Here is a 16,662-nt window from a genome sequence, read left to right as displayed (position 1 = left end):
TGCCCCTCTTGACCGCGTGCGGCGCCTGTCGTGTCATCGGTCGATGACCCTTGAACCGCCCCTCTCCGGCGCCTGCCTCTGTGGCGCCACCCGCTATGAACTGACCGCGCCGCCGCTCTGGACGGCGCATTGCCATTGCCGGTCCTGCCGCAAGGCGACCGGCGCCGGTTTCGCCAGCTATCTGGGCGCGCCAGAAGCGGCGCTGCACTGGCACGGCCCGCCACGCCAGAGCCATTCGACCAGCCCGGGCACCTTCTGGGATCGCTGCGGCATCTGCGGCAGCCCGCTGGCCTATCGCGCCGCCCGCTTCCCGGGCGAGGTTCACCTGCATGCCGCCACGCTGGACCGCGCCGCCGATTTCCGGGCGGAAACGCAGGTTCACATGCAGGATCACCTGCCCTGGACCGCACTGGCCGACCCGCCGCCGCACCGGATGCGCCCCGAGGATGACGCCGCCCCGGTGCTGGCGCTGATCCGCGCGGCCTTTGCCGATATGGAGGGGCGGATCGACCCGCCCTCGTCAATGCAGCGCCTGACCGAAGACGATATCCGCAGGCAGGCCCGTGACGGCGAGGTCTGGCTGATCGGCCCCGAACCGCGCGCCTGCGTGTTTTTCACGCTCAAACCCGGCGCGCTGTATATCGGCAAGCTTGCCACCGCCGGTTCTGCCCGGCGGCGCGGGCTGGCGCGGCGGCTGATTGATCTGGCCGCGCGCCGGGCGCAGGATCTGGGCCTGCCGGAGCTGGAGCTGCAAAGCCGGGTGGAGTTGGTGGAAAACCACGCGGCCTTCCGCGCCATGGGCTTTGCCCAGATCGGCGAAACCCGCCATCCCGGCTTTGACCGCACGACCAGCCTGACCTTCCGCCGGCCAGCCGGAATGTCGAACCTGAACAATCGCACCTGACCGGCACGGCGGGGGCTTCCGGTCCCGCACGGTTGCGGGCATCCTGCGCACGATTTCAGGAGGCCCCATGATCCCCGCATTGCTGACCCTGCTTGCCGCGCAACTGGCGGGCGAAACCCTCACCCGCCTGACCGGGGCACCCCTGCCCGGCCCCGTCACCGGCATGCTGATCCTGCTGCTGGGCTTTGCCCTGTTCCCCCGTCTGGTCGAGGTGCTGCGCCCGCTGGCGACCGGCATCCTGGGCAACCTGTCGCTGCTTTTCGTGCCGGCGGGCACCGGGGTCGTGGGGCATCTGGACAAGATCGTGGCTTACGGCCCCGCGCTGGTGGTGGTGCTGTTCGTCTCGACCCTGGCCGCCATTGCCGCCGGGGCGCTGGCCTTTGCCGCCGTGGCCCGCCTGACCGGAACGGAGTTCGAGCAATGACCGATTTCGCCGAGATCTGGTCCTATCTCGCGCAAGGGCCGCTTCTGTGGCTGACCGCAACGCTGGCCGCCTATGCCATCGGCGCTGCCTGCTTTCAGGCGGCCGGGCGGCGGCCCTGGGTGAACCCGGTACTGATCGCGGTGGTCTTGCTGGCCAGTCTGCTGGCGCTGACCGGCACCCCCTATCCGGTCTATTTCGAGGGCGCGCAATTCGTGCATTTCCTGCTGGGCCCCGCCACGGTCGCGCTGGCGCTGCCGCTATGGGACAATCTGGGCCATGTAAAACGCGCGGCGCTGCCCTTGCTGGCCGCGCTGCTGGCGGGATCGTCGGTGGCGGTGCTGTCCGCGCTTGGGCTGGCGGTCGCCTTTGGCATCGACGGCGAGGTGCTGGCCTCGCTCGCGCCGAAATCGGCCACGGCGCCGGTCGCGCTTGGCATTTCAGACCGGCTGGGCGGGTCGCCCACGCTGACGGCGGTGCTGGTGATCCTGACCGGGATCATCGGGGCGATCTGCACCACGCCGCTGCTCAATGCGCTGCGCATCCGCGACTGGCGGGCGCGGGGCTTTGCCACCGGCGTGGCGGCGCATGGCATCGGCACCGCCCGCGCCTTTCAGGTGCATCCGACAGCGGGCGCCTTTGCCGGGCTGGGCATGGGGCTGAACGCGGTGCTGACGGCGTTTCTGGCGCCGCTCGCGCTGCGGCTGTTTCAGTAAAGCCCGCCGGTCGCGCCAAGCGCCTCTTTCAGCGCATCCTGAAGCGGGTCGCCGCCCGAGGGGGGCGCGGCCTGCGGCACCTCGCCATTGGTCCAGGCGCCGGGCACATTGCCCGAACTGGCCCCCGCCCCACCCTGCGGCAGACTGCCCGCCGGGATCGCCGCCCCGACCCCCGATTGCGCCGCCAGATTGCCCCGGCGCGGTTGCGGCGGCAGCATGGGCAGCGGCGTGGCCGGCACCCCCTTGTGGATGCGCGCCATCACCTCTTTCCAGATCTCGGCCGGCAGACCGCCGCCCGTCACCCCGGCCAGCTTGCGATTGTCGTCATAGCCCATCCAGACCCCCACGACATAATGCGCCGAAAAGCCGATGAACCAGGCGTCGCGCGCGCCATTGGTGGTGCCCGTCTTGCCCGCGACCGGATGATCGCCCAGCCGCGCGCGGGTGCCGGTGCCGCGTTCGACCACCTGATTGAGCATGTAGATCAACTGCTCCGCCGCCTCGGTCTGGATCACGCGCTCGCCGATACCGCCGCCCTGGCCGATCAGATCGGTATCCTCGCCCTGCAATTGCAGGCTGATCAGGCCATAAGGCGTGACCGACGACCCGCCGTTCAGGATGCCGGCATAGGCGCCCGTCATCTCCAGCAGCGTGCTTTCCGAGGCGCCAAGCGCCAGCGCCGGCCCCGCCGCCAGATCGGATTTCAGGCCGAATTGCGACGCGACCTGCCGCACCACATCGCGGCCCACGGCCTCTGACACCTTCACGGCGGGGATGTTGCGGCTTTCGGCCAGGGCCTGCAACAGCGTCACCGGCCCCTTGAACTTCTTGTCGTAATTCTCGGGCGTCCAGGCGCCAGAGCCCTTGATATTCATCGTCAGCGGGCTGTCATCCACGATGTCGAGCGGGCTGTATCCCAGATCGAGCGCGGCTGCATAGACAAAGGGCTTGAAGGTCGATCCGGTCTGGCGCAGCGCCTGGGTCGCGCGGTTGAAGCTGCCCGCCCCTTGCGTCTTGCGCCCGCCGACCATGGCGCGCACGGCGCCATCCGCGCTCATCACCACGATCGCGGCCTGGGCCTCGGACCCGGCCTTGACCTTGGTGTCAAAGATCGCGGCCAACCCCGCCTCGGCCTGCCGCTGGATCCCCTGATCCAGCGTGGTGCGGATGATCACATCCTCGGTGGTTTCCTTGGTCAGGAAGGTCGGGCCGGATTCCATCACCCAATCGGCAAAGAAACCGCCCGCATTCTTGGCCGCCGCCTCGGACAGTTGCGCGGGGCGGCTGCGGGCATCATCGGCCTCGGCCTTGGTCAGATAGCCCTGTTCCTGCATCAGACCGATGATGACATTCGCCCGATCCTGCGCGCGTTGCAGGTTCGAGGTGGGCGCATAGCGCGACGGCGCTTTCAGAAGCCCCGCCAGCATCGCCGCCTCGGACGCATTCACATTGGCCGCCGATTTGCCGAAATAGCGCTGCGAGGCGGCCTCGAAGCCGCGCGCCCCGGCGCCCAGATAGGCGCGGTTGAAATAGATCGTCAGGATCTCGGCCTTGGAATAGCGGGCCTCCATCGCCAGCGCGAAGGGGATTTCCTTGACCTTGCGCCAGACGCCGCCGGCGCGGCAATCCTCCTCGTAATCGGCTTCGGATTTCCAGGCCTTCGGGTCATATTCCACCCCAAGGCAAAGCAGCTTTGCCACCTGCTGCGTGATGGTAGAGCCGCCATTGCCCGAAAGCGGCCCCCGCCCCTCGGCCAGGTTGATGCGGATGGCCGAGGCGATGCCGCGCGGGCTGATACCGAAATGCTGGTAATAGCGCTTGTCCTCAGTCGCGACGACGGCCTCGCGCAGGTATTTCGATACATGATCCGAGGTGATCATGCCGCCAAAGGTTTCGCCGCGCCAGGCAAAGACCTGGCCATCGCGGTCCAGCATGGTGACCGATCCGCGCGCGCGGGCATCCACCAGATCGGTGACCGGCGGCAGTTGCTGATAGAAATAGAACGACGCGCCCAGCACGATCAGCCCGATCAGCGCGGTGACACGCCAGCCGATGCCCCAGACCACCCGCCAGACCAGCGAAACCAGCCCGAGGATGAGCGACATCACGATGCCATGCTTGCGCGGGCTGCGCCGGGGCTTGCGCGGCGCGGCTTTCTTGGGGGCCGGCTTGCGCGGCGCACCGCCCCGCCCGCCCGTGCCACCAGACCCGCCGGCGCCGCCACGCCCGGAAGCCCCGTATCGACGGTCCGCCACCAGCGGCGCACGCCACTTTCCCGCTCCACTCATCCGCATACGCCTGCATTGCTTTTTTGCTTGGGCGGAATCCTAACCCGCCACGCCGGAAATGTGGAGTGGCCAGCGACACGATTCGGAAACCGATTTCGCCCATTTTTCAGGCATACCCCTCGAATTGTGCAAATAATGTGCAACTTCACCCGGCAAGGCCCGGTCAAACCCGGCTGATTTCTTGTGCAGTTGCAGCAAGCCCCGCCTTCTATCCCTCGCAAGGCCCCTCAAAGGGCCGCCTGCCAGAGAAGGGGACGCACGTGAAACTGATCATCGCAGCAATCAAGCCGTTCAAGCTGGAGGAGGTGCGCGAGGCGCTGACCACCATCGGTGTGCGCGGCATGATGGTGACCGAAATCAAGGGCTTCGGTTCGCAGTCCGGCCATACGGAAATCTATCGCGGGGCAGAATATGCCGTGAACTTCGTGCCGAAGATCCGGCTGGAGATCGTGGTGACCGACAGCCTGGCCGATCAGGTGGTGGATACGATCCGCACCACGGCCCGCACCGACAAGATCGGTGACGGCAAGATTTTCGTCCTCGATGTGCAACAGGCCGTGCGAGTGCGCACCGGCGAAACCGACGATGACGCGCTCTGAGCGAATACGGGTGGAAGGGGAAGACAACACCATGAAAAACCTGACGAAACTTTCCGGCCTGACGGCGCTTGGCGCGCTGACGGCCCTGCCGCTCTGGGCGCAGGAAGCCACGACCGCCGCGACCGAGGTGGTGGCCGAGGCCGCCCCCGTCATGGACAAGGGCGACGTGTCCTGGATGATGATCTCGACCGTGCTGGTGCTGTTCATGATCCTGCCGGGCCTCGCGCTGTTCTATGGCGGCCTGGTGCGGACCAAGAACATGCTGTCGGTGCTGATGCAGACGACGCTGATCGCCGCGATCATGATGATCATCTGGGTGATCTACGGCTATTCCTTCTCGTTCGGGGGCAGTGAATCGGCCTTCTGGGGCGGCACGGCCAAGCTGTTCCTCGCCGGTGTGACCATGGAAAGCATGTCGGCCACCTTCTCGGCCGATTATGTGATACCGGAATTCGTGTTCATCTCGTTCCAGATGACCTTCGCGGCGATCACGCCCGCGCTGATCATCGGCGCCTTCGCGGAACGGGTGAAATTCTCGTCCGTGCTGGTGTTCATGATCCTCTGGGCGACCTTCTGCTACTTCCCGATGGCCCATATGGTCTGGGATGCCAACGGCCTGCTCTACAAGCACGGCGCGATCGACTTTGCCGGCGGCACCGTGGTGCATATCAACGCGGGTGTGGCCGCGCTGGTCGGTTGCCTCGTGATCGGCAAGCGCGTGGGCTATGGCAAGGAAAACATGGCCCCGCATTCGATGGTGATGACCATGATCGGCGCCTCGATGCTGTGGGTCGGCTGGTTCGGCTTCAACGTCGGCTCCAACCTCGAAGCCAATGGCAATGCCGGCCTCGCGATGATCAACACCTTTGTCGCCACCGCCGCCGCCACCGTCGCCTGGACGCTGCTGGAAGGCGTGCTGCGCGGCAAGGCCTCGATGCTGGGCGCGGTGTCGGGCATGGTGGCCGGCCTTGTGGCGATCACCCCGGCCTGTGGCACCATCGGTCCGATGGGCGCGATCATCCTGGGCGTCGTGGCCGCGGCGGTCTGCTACTTCTTCGTGACCGTGATCAAGATCAAGATGGGCTATGACGACAGCCTGGACGTGTTCGGCATCCATGGCATCGGCGGCATGATCGGCGCGATCCTGACCGGCGTCTTCTCGGCGGCCTCGCTGGGCGGCGTCAAGGGCGACGACTATTCGATCGGCGCCCAGACCTGGATCCAGATCGAATCGGTTGCGCTGACGATCGTGTGGACCGGCGTCATCTCCTTCCTGCTCTACAAGCTGGTGGACATGACCATGGGCCTGCGCGTGGACAGCGACAGCGAGCGTCAGGGCCTCGACCAGACCTCGCATGGCGAAAGCGCCTATCACGGCTGATCCCGGCCGCAAGACAGGAAAGGCCCGGGCACCCCGCCCGGGTCTTTTCGCATTTCAGACCAGCGTCACGGTCGCGGGGGCCAGACCGTCGATTTCCACCACGCAGGTTTCCCCCCGCAGGATCGGCCCCACCCCGGCAGGCGTGCCGGTCATCACCAGATCGCCCGGCTCCAGCCGCACCAGCCGCGACAGATGCGCGATGATATCGGCGACCGGCCAGATCATGTCCGACAGCCGCGCCTCTTGCCGCAGTGCCCCACCGACAACACAGCGGATCGCGCCATCGGGAAGCCCGGCCCCGGGCCGGATCGCCCCGATCACCGCCGAATGGTCAAAGCCCTTGGCCATGTCCCAGGGTCGCCGCGCCGCCTTGGCCGCCGCTTGCAGATCGCGCCGGGTCAGATCGTTGCCGGCGGCATGGCCGAAGACATGATCCAGCGCGCGCTCCGGTGCGATATCGGCGCCGCCTGTGCCGATGGCGACCACCAGCTCCGCCTCGTGGTGCAGGTCAGCGGTCTGCGGCGGATAGGGCACCCGCGCACCCGATGGCACCAGCGCATCCCCCGGCTTGCTGAAAAAGAACGGCGGTTCGCGGTCGGGGTCATGACCCATTTCGCGGGCATGGTCGGCATAGTTGCGCCCGACGCAATAGATGCGCCGCACGGGAAAACGCGCCGTGCTGCCCTCGACAGGCAGGCTGGGGCGTTCGGGCGGGGGAAAGACGTGGTCCATCAAGGCGAAACCTCCGGGTCAGGGGGTCACCCTGCCCGGAGGCCTGCCGCACCGCAAGGGGCCTGGATCAGGGCCCGATGGCAAAGCACTGGGTGCCGCGCGCCTGAAGACGCAGGCAGGCCAGTTCCGCCTGTTTCTGGCTGAGCCCCATGAAATTCGCGTCATAGCCGCTGGAGCGCTGCACGATCTTGCGCAGCGATTCGTTCAGCGTGGCGCTTTCCTCCAGCATGGTCTTGGTCAGGGCGCGTTCGGCGGCCACCCGGCTGGGGAAGCGGCCGATATTCACCCCCCAATGCCGCCCGCCCGAGGTGGAGATGCGGGTGACCACCTCGACCGGGGTGGGTTCGACCGCGGCCAGTTCCACCACCTGCCCGACCGGGGTCGAGGTATGGATGACCACCGGCACATGCGCGGGCTCCGGCTCGGGTTCCGGCATCGCGGCGGGGGCGGCAGCGGCCAGCGCGACGACGCTGCCATCATCCAGCGGCGGCATCCCCGGCACCGTGGCGCCCATGGAGGCCGGCGCTTCGCCCGTGGCCTCGGCCAACGCGCCAAAGATATCGTCCTGCATCGCGTTCACCGCGACCTCGGCCGCGATCATCTCGGCCATCGGATCGTCGCCCGCACCCGCTTCGGGGATCGCGGCCAGTTGCACCGGCTCGGCCGCGATGACCGGACGGGCGCGCGGCCGCGGCGAGGCGGCAACGGCGCTGCTCACCCGCAGGGTCTTGGCCCCCACGACGCGCGTGCCTTCGCCGGTGGCCTCGGCCACCAGGGCCGGGTCTTCGACCGGGGCGGCGGGCGCGGCCTCATAGACCGGCGGCGCCGGCGGCACGGCCTTCTTGCCGGGTTTCACCCGCGAAAAGCCCAGATCCAGCAGCTCTGCCATCTTGGCATTGCGCTGCGCGGTCGAAGTGCCGCCAAACACCGTCGCGATGATCCGCACCCCGTTGCGTTCCGCCGAGGCGGTCAGGTTGAACCCCGCCGCATTGGTGAAGCCGGTCTTGATCCCATCCGCGCCCTTGTACATGTCGAGGAACTTGCGGTTGGTGGACACGACATCGGTCACGCCGGCATCGGTCTCGCGGCGCGAGAAGATGTTGTAATATTGCGGGAAATCGTAGAACAGCCGGCGGCCCAGCGTGGACATGTCGCGCGCGCTGGACAGGTGGCCCTTGCGCGTCAGGCCATTGGCGTTCTGAAAGGTGGAATGCGTCATGCCGATCGCCTTGGCGGTGCGGTTCATCCGCTGGGCGAACTTGTCCTCCGACCCGCCGATGGCCTCGCCGATGGCGGTGGCGGCGTCATTGGCCGATTTGATCGCGGCGGCCCGGATCAGGTGGCGCAGGGCGATGCGCTGCCCGGGCTTCAGCCCCAGCCGCGAGGGCGGCTCCGCCGCGGCATGTTTGCTGATCGTGACCATCGTATCCAGGCTGATCTCACCGCGTTCGATCGCCTCGAAGGCGATATAAAGCGTCATCATCTTGGTCAACGAGGCCGGATGCAGCCGCGCATCGGCATTCGTTTCATAGATCGTTTCGCCCGTACGGGCATCCATGACATAGGCCGCATAGGGCGCGGCCCCCGACGGGGTCGGTCTGGATGCCGAACAGGCTGCGATGACCACGAATGTAGCCAGCAATGCGAAATTGCGGACGAACTGCCCAAGTCGCGAAACCACGTCGCTTCCCCTTGCCTTCGTTTCTGCCTCGTCGCCCCTGTTTCCGGGGCTTTGACAGAAACTCTAGCACAGGGTCGATGGGTCCAAAACCCCATAAATTCGGCACAGTTAGCCTGTGGCATTCCTGCATTCCACCAGATATGGAGGGTCGAAGCCGTGTCCGACACAAGATCAGGTGGAAAGCCGCGCCAAAAGCCCCGGCAGGCCCGACAGATCGGCGATTGCCGCAAAGCGCGGATTTCCGCGCGGCGCCTCGGCATGTTCCAGCGCCCATGTCAGCGGATGGGGCACATGCACGCCCCAACCGCCGGTTTCGATCACCGGGATCACGTCGGATTTCAACGAATTGCCCAGCATCATCGCCGCTTCGGGGCGCACGCCATGGCGGTCGAACAGCCGGGCATAGACGGCGGCGCGCTTGTCGCTGACAATTTCCACCCCGTCGAACAGATCGCCCAAGCCCGATTGCGCCAGCTTGCGTTCCTGATCCAGCAGGTCGCCCTTGGTGATCAGCACGACCTTGGCGCCATGGGCGGCCGCCACCTCCACCGCCTCGCGCGCATGGGGCAAGAGGTGGATCGGATGGGCCAGCATCTCGCGCCCCGCCGCCATCAGCTCCGCGATGACACTGGCGGGCACCCGGCCCTCTGTCACCTCGATCGCGGTTTCGATCATCGACAGCACAAAGCCCTTCACCCCGAAACCATACTGCCCGACATTGCGCCGCTCGGCCGCCAGAAGCCGGTCATGCAGGTGATCGGCGGCGGCATAATCGGCCAGCAGTGTTTCAAACCTGTCCTGCGTCAGCCGGAAAAAGGTCTCGTTCTGCCAGAGCGTGTCGTCGGCATCAAAGCCGATAAAGGTGATCGCGGTCATGGCGGCACCCTGCCGGATGTGGCGGATTTGCGCCACCCCCTTTTCGTTCCGGCCAAGCGCGCTATAATAGTGGCCCTGACCTGTCCCGATTCCGCTGCCAACCGGAGGCTGCACTTGCCCCTTCGCCCGATGATGACTTCGGAGAACGACAATGGCACGGGATCGGATCCTTCGATCCTGACCAAGGCCAAACCGCGCACGCAACGCCCGCCTCTTTACAAGGTGTTGCTGCTGAACGACGATTACACCCCGATGGAATTCGTCGTGCATATCCTGGAGCGGTTCTTCGGCATGAACCACGCCCAGGCGTTCGAGATCATGCTGACCGTCCACAAGAAGGGCCTTGCCGTTGTCGGCGTGTTTTCCTTTGAGGTCGCCGAGACCAAGGTCGCGCAGGTGATGGATTTCGCCCGCCGCCACCAGCACCCCCTGCAATGCACCATGGAGAAAGAGTGACCGGCGCGCCCGGCACTCGTCGCTGACATGCGCGCCGCCCGCCTCTCCTTCGCGCTGGACAGTGGCGCCTTTGACCTGCCGCCCGAGGGGCGGATCGTGGTCATGCGGCCGCAATCGGGCGATGATCTTTCGGTATTGCCGCGCGACCGGCTGCTGGTCGTCACCGGCTTTCGCCCGGATTTCGATCATTTCGCCGCCCGCGGCCTGACCTGCGCCGAGACGATGCCCGACAGTGCGGCGGCGGTGATCGTCTGCCTGCCGCGCGCCAAACCGCTGGCTCGCGCCATGCTGGCTGCGGCCTGTGCCGCCCTGCCCCCCGGCGGGCTGGTCGTGGTGGACGGACAAAAGACCGATGGCGTGGATGCCGTCTTCAAGGAACTGCGCGCCCGCGTCCCGCTGGGCGAGGCGCTGGCCAAGGCCCATGGCAAGATCGCGGCCTTTCCCGCCAGCGACGCCCTGGCCGATTGGGCGGCGCGGCCCTTGACGACCGAAGGTTTCACCACCCTGCCCGGCGTGTTTTCCGCCGATGGACCAGATCGGGGATCGGCGCTGCTGGCGGCGGTGCTGCCGGCAAAGCTGCCCTCGCGCGTGGTCGATCTGGGGGCGGGCTGGGGCTATCTGTCCCGCGCGATCCTGACCCGCGCCGGGGTCAAGGAACTGCATCTGGTCGAGGCCGAAAAGACCGCGCTCGATTGCGCGCGGATCAATATCGACGATGCGCGCGCCCAGTTTCACTGGGCCGATGCGACCACCTGGCAGGTGCCGCACCTGGCCGGGGCGGTGGTCTGCAACCCGCCCTTCCATGCGGGCCGCGACGCCGATCCGGCGCTTGGCCTTGCATTCCTGCGCGCCGCCGCAAGGATGCTGGCGCCCGATGGCACGCTCTGGCTCGTGGCGAACCGGCACCTGCCCTATGACGCGGCGCTCAAGGCCGCCTTCCGCGAGGTCGAGGAAATCGGGGGCGACAACGCCTTTCGCCTGACCCGCGCCGCCCATCCCAACCGCCGCTGAGGCAGAGAGGCCGCCATGTCACTTTCCATTCAGGGCAAGACCGCCATCGTCACCGGCGCGGCGCGCGGCCTCGGCCTCGCCATTGCGCGGCATTTCGTGGACAAGGGCGCCAATGTGATGTTCGCCGACATGGACGAATCCCGGCTGGAGGTCGAGATCGGCGACGAGGCCCGGACCGAAGGCCCGGTGCGCATGTTCGCGGGCGACCTGCGGCAGAAACTGGCCATCACCAACCTGCTCTCGGCCACGATGGATGCCTTTGAACGGGTGGATATCCTGGTCAATGCCTCGCGCCAGGTCGTGATGTCGGACCCGCTCTGCATCGAGGATGACGCGGTGGAGGTCATGCTGCAGCAGAACCTGTTCACCAGCCTGCGCCTCAGCCAGCTGGCCGCCAAGCGCATGATCGCACAGGGCGAAGGCGGCGGCACCATCATCAACCTGTCCTCCATCGCCGCACGCCAGACCCGGCCGGAACTGCTGGGCTATTCGGTTTCCTGCGCGGCCATCGAACAGATGACCCGCGCCATGGCACTGTCGCTGGCGCCCAAGGGCATTCGCGTGAACGCCGTCGCCTTTGGCTCGGTCATGAGCGCCAGCCTGCAAGGCATTCTCAAGGACAACCCCGATTACCGCGGCGCCATCAGCGAGGGCACGCCGCTGGGCCGCATCGCCGCCGCCTCCGAAGTGGTGGAGACGGTGCAGTTCCTGGCCTCGGATGCCTCTGCCTTCATGACCGGCCAGATCGTCACGCTGGATGGCGGGCGCAGCCTGCTCGATGTCGTGCCCGCCCCTGCACATTGAGGCCCCCGATGGACGACCAGAAAACCCGCGCCGCCGCCTGGTTCCGCAGCCTGCGCGACGAGATCGTGACCGCCTTTGAGGCGCTCGAGAGCCGTTTCGGCGGCGACCGCGCCGGCAGGTTCGAGGTGACGCCCACGCAGCGCGACAATGACGGCGGCGGCGGCCTGATGAGCGTGATGCGCGGCGGTGCGGTGTTTGAAAAGGTCGGGGTCAATGTCTCGACCGTGCATGGCGTGCTGGGCGATCGGGCGCAGAAATCCATGGCCGCGCGCGGCGTGCCCGGCATGGCAGAGGATCCGCGCTTCTGGGCCAGCGGCATCAGCCTGGTCGCCCATATGCAGAACCCGCATACGCCGGCGGTCCACATGAACACCCGCATGTTCTGGACGCCTCATGCCTGGTGGTTCGGCGGCGGGGCCGACCTGAACCCCTGCCTCGAATATCCCGAAGATACCGCGCATTTCCACGCCCGCTTGCAGGCGGCCTGCGATGCCCATGCGCCCGATTATTACCCCCGCTTCAAGGCCTGGGCGGACGAGTATTTCTTTGTCCCGCATCGCGGGCGGGCGCGCGGTGTGGGCGGCATCTTCTATGACGATCTGAATACCGGCGACTGGGAGGCCGATTTCGCCTTTACCTGCGATGTCGGCCGCGCCTTCCTGCCGGCGTTCCTGCCTGTGACCGAGCGTCGGCTGGGCACGCCCGCCAGCGCGGACGACCGCGAGGCACAGCTGCGCCATCGTGGTCTCTATGCCGAATATAATCTGGTCTATGATCGCGGCACCAAATTCGGGCTGGAAACCGGCCATAATGCCGATGCCGTGCTGATGAGCCTGCCGCCCGTAGCCAAATGGTATTGACCGCGCGGTTCAGCCCTTCGGGCCGAACCCCTCCACCCAGTCGATCATCCGGGGCAGGCAGACCGTCTTGAGGTCATAGCGCGTGCGGATCGTCTCGCGCGCCGCGCGGCGCAGATCGTCAAAGCGGTCGGGCCGGGCCAGCGCGCGGCTGATCAGATGCGACCAGCCCGCCACGTCAAAGAAATCGACCAGCCGGCCATTCACCCCGTCCTCGATCAGTTCCTGCACCGGCGCGGTGCGCGACCCGATCACCAGACAGCCCGCGCTCATCGCCTCCAGCATCGACCAGCTGAGGACGAAGGGATAGGTCAGATAGGCATGGACGCGGCTGACCTGCATCATGCTGACAAAGGTCGGATAGGGCACCTTGCCCATGAAATGCACGCGGTTCAGATCCAGCCGGCCCTGCACCTCGGACAGGAAGATTTCCTTCCAGGTCTTGCCCTGCGGCGCGGCGCGGCCATAGCTCACGTCATCGCCGCCCACGATCACTACCTGCGCCTCGGGGCGGGCGTCCAGAATGGCGGGCAGCGCGCGCAGAAAGACGTGATAGCCGCGATAGGGTTCCAGATTGCGGTTGACGAAGGTCAGCACCTCATCCCCCGCCCGCAGCACCTGCCCATTCGGCAGGGCCAGTTCGGCCTGCGGGTTGGGCACCATCACATCGGTATCGACCCCGTCAAAGATCACCTCGATGCGGTCGCGCAGCACCGGCGGATGGGTGCTGGCCTGCCAGCGCGTCGGGCTGAGCCCGGCATCGGCATGCACCAGCGCCTGCCCCAGATGCGCCGCCCGCCCCTGCGAGATCATCGCCTGATCAAAGCTCGGCGCGTCGAATTCGGGGTCGAACCCCACATCGGCGCCACGGCCCTTGTAATAGAATTCCGAATAGACCAGCAGCTTTGCTTCGGGCCAGACTTCCTTGAGGAACAGCGTCTCGCCCCAGCCGGAATGGCCAAAGATCACATCGGGCACATAGCCCTTTTCGCGCAGTTGCAGGCAGGCCCGGGCGACGGTCACGCCCCGGTCGCTCATCTGCGTGTAATTGCGGCCCAGGCGGCAGGCGGCGGGATCGGGCGCCGTGGCGCTGTGGCGGTATTTCACCACCGGGATCGTCGCGGCGCGATTGTTGCCCGCATCGGTCAGCGCCAGACAATCATGCCCTCGCGCCTTGAGCGCCGGCGCCAGATGCAGGAACTGCCCCGGGAAATTCTGGTGAATGAACAGGATCTTCATGCCGCCCCCCCCTGACCGAAGGCCGCCGCCAGCAGGGCGCGGGTATATTCCTCGCGCGGGGCGTCAAAGACCTGCGTGCCCTCGCCCGCCTCGATCACATCGCCGGCGCGCATCACGATCACCTTGTGCGACAGCGCCCGCACCACGCGCAGGTCATGGCTGATGAACAGATAGGCCAGCCCCCATTTGCGTTGCAGATCGCGCAACAGCTCCACGATCTGCACCTGCACCGTCATGTCCAGCGCACTGGTCGGCTCGTCCAGCACTACCAGCTTGGGTCGCAGGATCATCGCGCGCGCAATCGCGATGCGCTGCCGTTGCCCGCCGGAAAATTCATGCGGATAACGCCCCATCATCGCGGGGTCGAGGCCGACCTCGGCCATGATCGCGGCGACCATCTCGTGCTTGTTCTGCCCCGGCGCCACGCCATGCACGCCCAGCCCCTCGGCGATGATCTCCTCCACCGTCATGCGCGGCGAAAGCGAGCCATAGGGATCCTGGAACACGATCTGCAAGTCGCGCCGCAGATCGCGCAAGGCGCCGGCCCGTGCCCCCGCGATGTCGCGCCCCAGAAAGACGATGCGCCCGTCCGAATGGATCAGCCGCAGGATCGCCAGCGCCAGCGTGGTCTTGCCCGACCCGCTTTCGCCCACGATGCCCAGCGTCTCGCCGGCGCGGACCGTCAGCGTGGCGTCGTTCACCGCCTTCACATGGCCGGTCACCCGCCGCATCAGCCCGGTCTTGATCGGGAACCAGACGCGCAGATGTTCGGTTTCGGCCACCACCGGCGCGCCTTCGGGCACCGGATCGGGGCGCCCCTTCGGTTCGGCCGCCAACAGCTTTTGCGTATAGGGGTGCTGCGGGGCGGCAAAGATCTCGGCCGTCGGCCCTTGTTCGACGATCTCGCCATCCTTCATCACGCAGACCCGGTCGGCAATGCGCCGCACAATGCCCAGATCATGCGTGATGAACAGCATCGACAGCCCTTCGCGGGCTTTCAGATCGGCCAGAACCTCCAGGATTTGCGCCTGAATCGTCACATCAAGGGCGGTGGTCGGCTCGTCGGCGATCAACAGTTCCGGCCCATTGGCCAGCGCCATGGCGATCATCACCCTTTGCCGCTGCCCGCCTGACAATTCATGCGGATAGGCGCTCAGCCTCGTTTCGGCGTCGCGGATGCCGACCTTGGTCAGCAATTCCACGATCCGCGCCCGCGCGGCCTGCCCCCGCAGCCCCTGATGCAGCGCCAGGCTTTCCGCGATCTGCTTTTCGATCGTGTGCAGCGGGTTGAGCGAGGTCATCGGCTCCTGAAAGATGAAGCTGATATCATTGCCGCGAATGGCGCGCAGATCGGCCTCGGGCGCGCCGGATATTTCGCGCCCCTGATAGGCGATCCGCCCCTCGACCGCCGCGCTGTCGGGCAACAGCCGCACGGTGGACAGCGCCGTGACCGACTTGCCCGAGCCGCTTTCACCGACCAAGGCGACCGTCTCGCCCTTGTTCACCGCGAAACTGACGCCCCGCACCGCATGGATCACGCGGCCATCCTGCCGAAAGCGGATATTCAGATTCTCGACCGAAAGCACAGTCATCGGAAGGTCTTTCTCGGGTCGAAGGCGTCGCGGATGCCTTCAAAGACAAAGACCAGCAGCGACAGCATCAGCGCAAAGGTGAAAAAGGCGGTAAAGGCCAGCCAGGGCGCCTGAAGGTTTTCCTTGGCCTGTTGCGTCAGCTCCCCCAGCGAGGGCGCCGAGGCCGGCAGGCCAAAGCCCAGGAAATCCAGCATGGCCAGCGTGCCGATCGTGCCAGTGACGATGAAGGGCAGCATGGTCAGCGTGGCGACCATGGCATTGGGCAGCACATGGCGGAACATGATCACCCGATCCTTCACGCCAAGTGCCCGCGCCGCGCGCACATATTCGAAATTGCGCGCCCGCAGGAATTCGGCCCGCACCACCCCGATCAGCGAGGTCCAGCCGAACATCACCATCAGCGCGACCAGCAGCCAGAAATTCATTCGCCAGATCGCGGCCACGATGATGATGACGTAAAGCGTGGGTGTGGCGCCCCAGATCTCGATCAGCCGTTGAAAGACCAGATCGACCCAGCCGCCGAAATAGCCCTGCACCGCCCCCGCCGCGATGCCCACGACCGAGGTCAGCACGGTCACGATCAGCGCGAACAGGATCGACAGGCGAAAACCATAGATCACCCGCGCCAGCACGTCGCGCGCGGTATCGTCGGTGCCCAGCCAATGCTGCGCATCCGGCGGCGAGGGCGCGGCGCGGCCCAGATCGTTGATTGTGGTATAGCTGTAGGGGATCGGCGCCCAGAGGATCCAGCCCGGGTCAACCGGCTGCCCCTCCACGGTGCCGGCCTTTGCCTCGGCCAGCACGCCCTCGGGGTCATCCCAGCAGGCCTCGGCCCCCTGCGCCACGATCAGGCATTGCACCTCAGGGTCGCGATAGGCGGCCTCGGTGCGGAAATCGCCGCCAAAGGCGGTTTCGGGGTAGAATTTCAGAAAGGGCGTATAAAGCTCGCCCTTGTGGCTGACCAGCAGCGGCTTGTCATTGGCCAGCACCTCGGCGAACAGCGACAGGCCGAACAGCGCGGTGAACAGGATCAGCGACCAGAAGGCCCGGCGATTGGCCTTGAAATTGCGCCAGCGACGCTGGTTGAGCGGGGAAAGCGCCATGC

Annotated in this window: 16 protein-coding genes; 9 read left to right on the top strand and 7 right to left on the bottom strand. The window is 66.5% G+C overall.

Features of this window, described 5'->3' with window-relative positions; genetic code table 11:
* Positions 1-43: 43 nt before the first annotated feature.
* The 3 genes from FOA17_RS20400 to FOA17_RS03585 all read left to right on the top strand — a co-directional run bounded on the left by FOA17_RS20400 (position 44) and on the right by FOA17_RS03585 (position 2,041).
* On the top strand, positions 44-904 hold the full coding sequence (locus FOA17_RS20400) for a GFA family protein (RefSeq protein WP_149140115.1): 861 nt from the start codon (positions 44-46) through the stop codon (positions 902-904).
* A gap of 67 nt (positions 905-971) precedes the next feature.
* The gene (locus FOA17_RS03590; protein WP_149140114.1) at positions 972-1,328 is read left to right on the top strand and encodes a CidA/LrgA family protein; all 357 of its coding nucleotides are present in this window, start codon (positions 972-974) and stop codon (positions 1,326-1,328) included.
* A complete protein-coding gene (locus FOA17_RS03585) occupies positions 1,325-2,041 on the top strand; it encodes an LrgB family protein (protein ID WP_149140113.1) in 717 nt (238 codons plus the stop codon). The genes FOA17_RS03590 and FOA17_RS03585 overlap by 4 nt, the downstream gene beginning before the upstream one ends.
* On the opposite strand, the gene FOA17_RS03580 is transcribed toward FOA17_RS03585, so the two are convergent.
* Positions 2,035-4,329, bottom strand: coding sequence for a transglycosylase domain-containing protein (locus tag FOA17_RS03580; RefSeq protein WP_149140112.1), 2,295 nt, complete (start codon positions 4,327-4,329; stop codon positions 2,035-2,037). The two genes, FOA17_RS03585 and FOA17_RS03580, sit on opposite strands and share 7 nt — an antisense overlap.
* Before the next feature lie 260 nt (positions 4,330-4,589).
* On the opposite strand from FOA17_RS03580, the gene FOA17_RS03575 reads away from it, so the two are divergent.
* Together FOA17_RS03575 and FOA17_RS03570 are read left to right on the top strand one after the other, a co-directional pair.
* The gene (locus tag FOA17_RS03575) at positions 4,590-4,928 is read left to right on the top strand and encodes a P-II family nitrogen regulator (protein WP_149140111.1); all 339 of its coding nucleotides are present in this window, start codon (positions 4,590-4,592) and stop codon (positions 4,926-4,928) included.
* Positions 4,929-4,959: 31 nt separating this feature from the next.
* Positions 4,960-6,309 (top strand): ammonium transporter, encoded by a 1,350-nt coding sequence (locus tag FOA17_RS03570; protein ID WP_149140110.1) that lies wholly within the window; start codon positions 4,960-4,962, stop codon positions 6,307-6,309.
* A 54-nt stretch (positions 6,310-6,363) separates the two neighbouring features.
* Here FOA17_RS03570 and FOA17_RS03565 read toward each other — a convergent pair whose 3' ends face one another.
* The 3 genes from FOA17_RS03565 to FOA17_RS03555 form a co-directional block, all read right to left on the bottom strand.
* On the bottom strand, positions 6,364-7,041 hold the full coding sequence (locus FOA17_RS03565; protein ID WP_149140623.1) for a fumarylacetoacetate hydrolase family protein: 678 nt from the start codon (positions 7,039-7,041) through the stop codon (positions 6,364-6,366).
* Positions 7,042-7,108: 67 nt separating this feature from the next.
* Positions 7,109-8,722, bottom strand: a complete 1,614-nt coding sequence (locus FOA17_RS03560; protein WP_149140109.1) for a D-alanyl-D-alanine carboxypeptidase family protein — start codon at positions 8,720-8,722, stop codon at positions 7,109-7,111.
* Positions 8,723-8,893: 171 nt separating this feature from the next.
* A complete protein-coding gene (locus FOA17_RS03555; protein WP_149140108.1) occupies positions 8,894-9,598 on the bottom strand; it encodes an HAD family hydrolase in 705 nt (234 codons plus the stop codon).
* Between the two features lie 132 nt (positions 9,599-9,730).
* Here FOA17_RS03555 and clpS point away from each other — a divergent pair, with 132 nt between their 5' ends.
* From clpS to hemF, 4 genes are read left to right on the top strand one after another with little or no spacing between them, the layout of a single operon-like run.
* Complete coding sequence (gene clpS / locus FOA17_RS03550; RefSeq protein ID WP_203232259.1) at positions 9,731-10,054, top strand: ATP-dependent Clp protease adapter ClpS; 324 nt, start codon at positions 9,731-9,733, stop codon at positions 10,052-10,054.
* Positions 10,055-10,081: 27 nt separating this feature from the next.
* Positions 10,082-11,065 (top strand): class I SAM-dependent methyltransferase, encoded by a 984-nt coding sequence (locus FOA17_RS03545; RefSeq protein ID WP_149140106.1) that lies wholly within the window; start codon positions 10,082-10,084, stop codon positions 11,063-11,065.
* Positions 11,066-11,080: 15 nt separating this feature from the next.
* Complete coding sequence (locus FOA17_RS03540) at positions 11,081-11,869, top strand: SDR family NAD(P)-dependent oxidoreductase (RefSeq protein ID WP_149140105.1); 789 nt, start codon at positions 11,081-11,083, stop codon at positions 11,867-11,869.
* A gap of 8 nt (positions 11,870-11,877) precedes the next feature.
* A complete protein-coding gene (hemF, locus tag FOA17_RS03535) occupies positions 11,878-12,729 on the top strand; it encodes an oxygen-dependent coproporphyrinogen oxidase (protein WP_162528160.1) in 852 nt (283 codons plus the stop codon).
* Between the two features lie 9 nt (positions 12,730-12,738).
* Here the strand turns inward: hemF and FOA17_RS03530 are convergent, their stop codons facing one another.
* From FOA17_RS03530 to FOA17_RS03520, 3 genes are read right to left on the bottom strand one after another with little or no spacing between them, the layout of a single operon-like run.
* On the bottom strand, positions 12,739-13,965 hold the full coding sequence (locus tag FOA17_RS03530) for a glycosyltransferase family 4 protein (RefSeq protein WP_149140103.1): 1,227 nt from the start codon (positions 13,963-13,965) through the stop codon (positions 12,739-12,741).
* Complete coding sequence (locus tag FOA17_RS03525; protein WP_149140102.1) at positions 13,962-15,557, bottom strand: ABC transporter ATP-binding protein; 1,596 nt, start codon at positions 15,555-15,557, stop codon at positions 13,962-13,964. The genes FOA17_RS03530 and FOA17_RS03525 overlap by 4 nt, the downstream gene beginning before the upstream one ends.
* Complete coding sequence (locus tag FOA17_RS03520; protein ID WP_149140101.1) at positions 15,554-16,660, bottom strand: ABC transporter permease; 1,107 nt, start codon at positions 16,658-16,660, stop codon at positions 15,554-15,556. Before FOA17_RS03520 ends, FOA17_RS03525 begins: the two co-directional genes overlap by 4 nt.
* Positions 16,661-16,662 lie beyond the last annotated feature (2 nt).

It is taken from the genome of Gemmobacter caeruleus (assembly GCF_008271655.1).
GTDB lineage: Bacteria > Pseudomonadota > Alphaproteobacteria > Rhodobacterales > Rhodobacteraceae > Gemmobacter > Gemmobacter caeruleus.
Note: the sequence above shows the minus strand (reverse complement) of the source record. Positions and strands in the feature narration are given on the sequence as shown.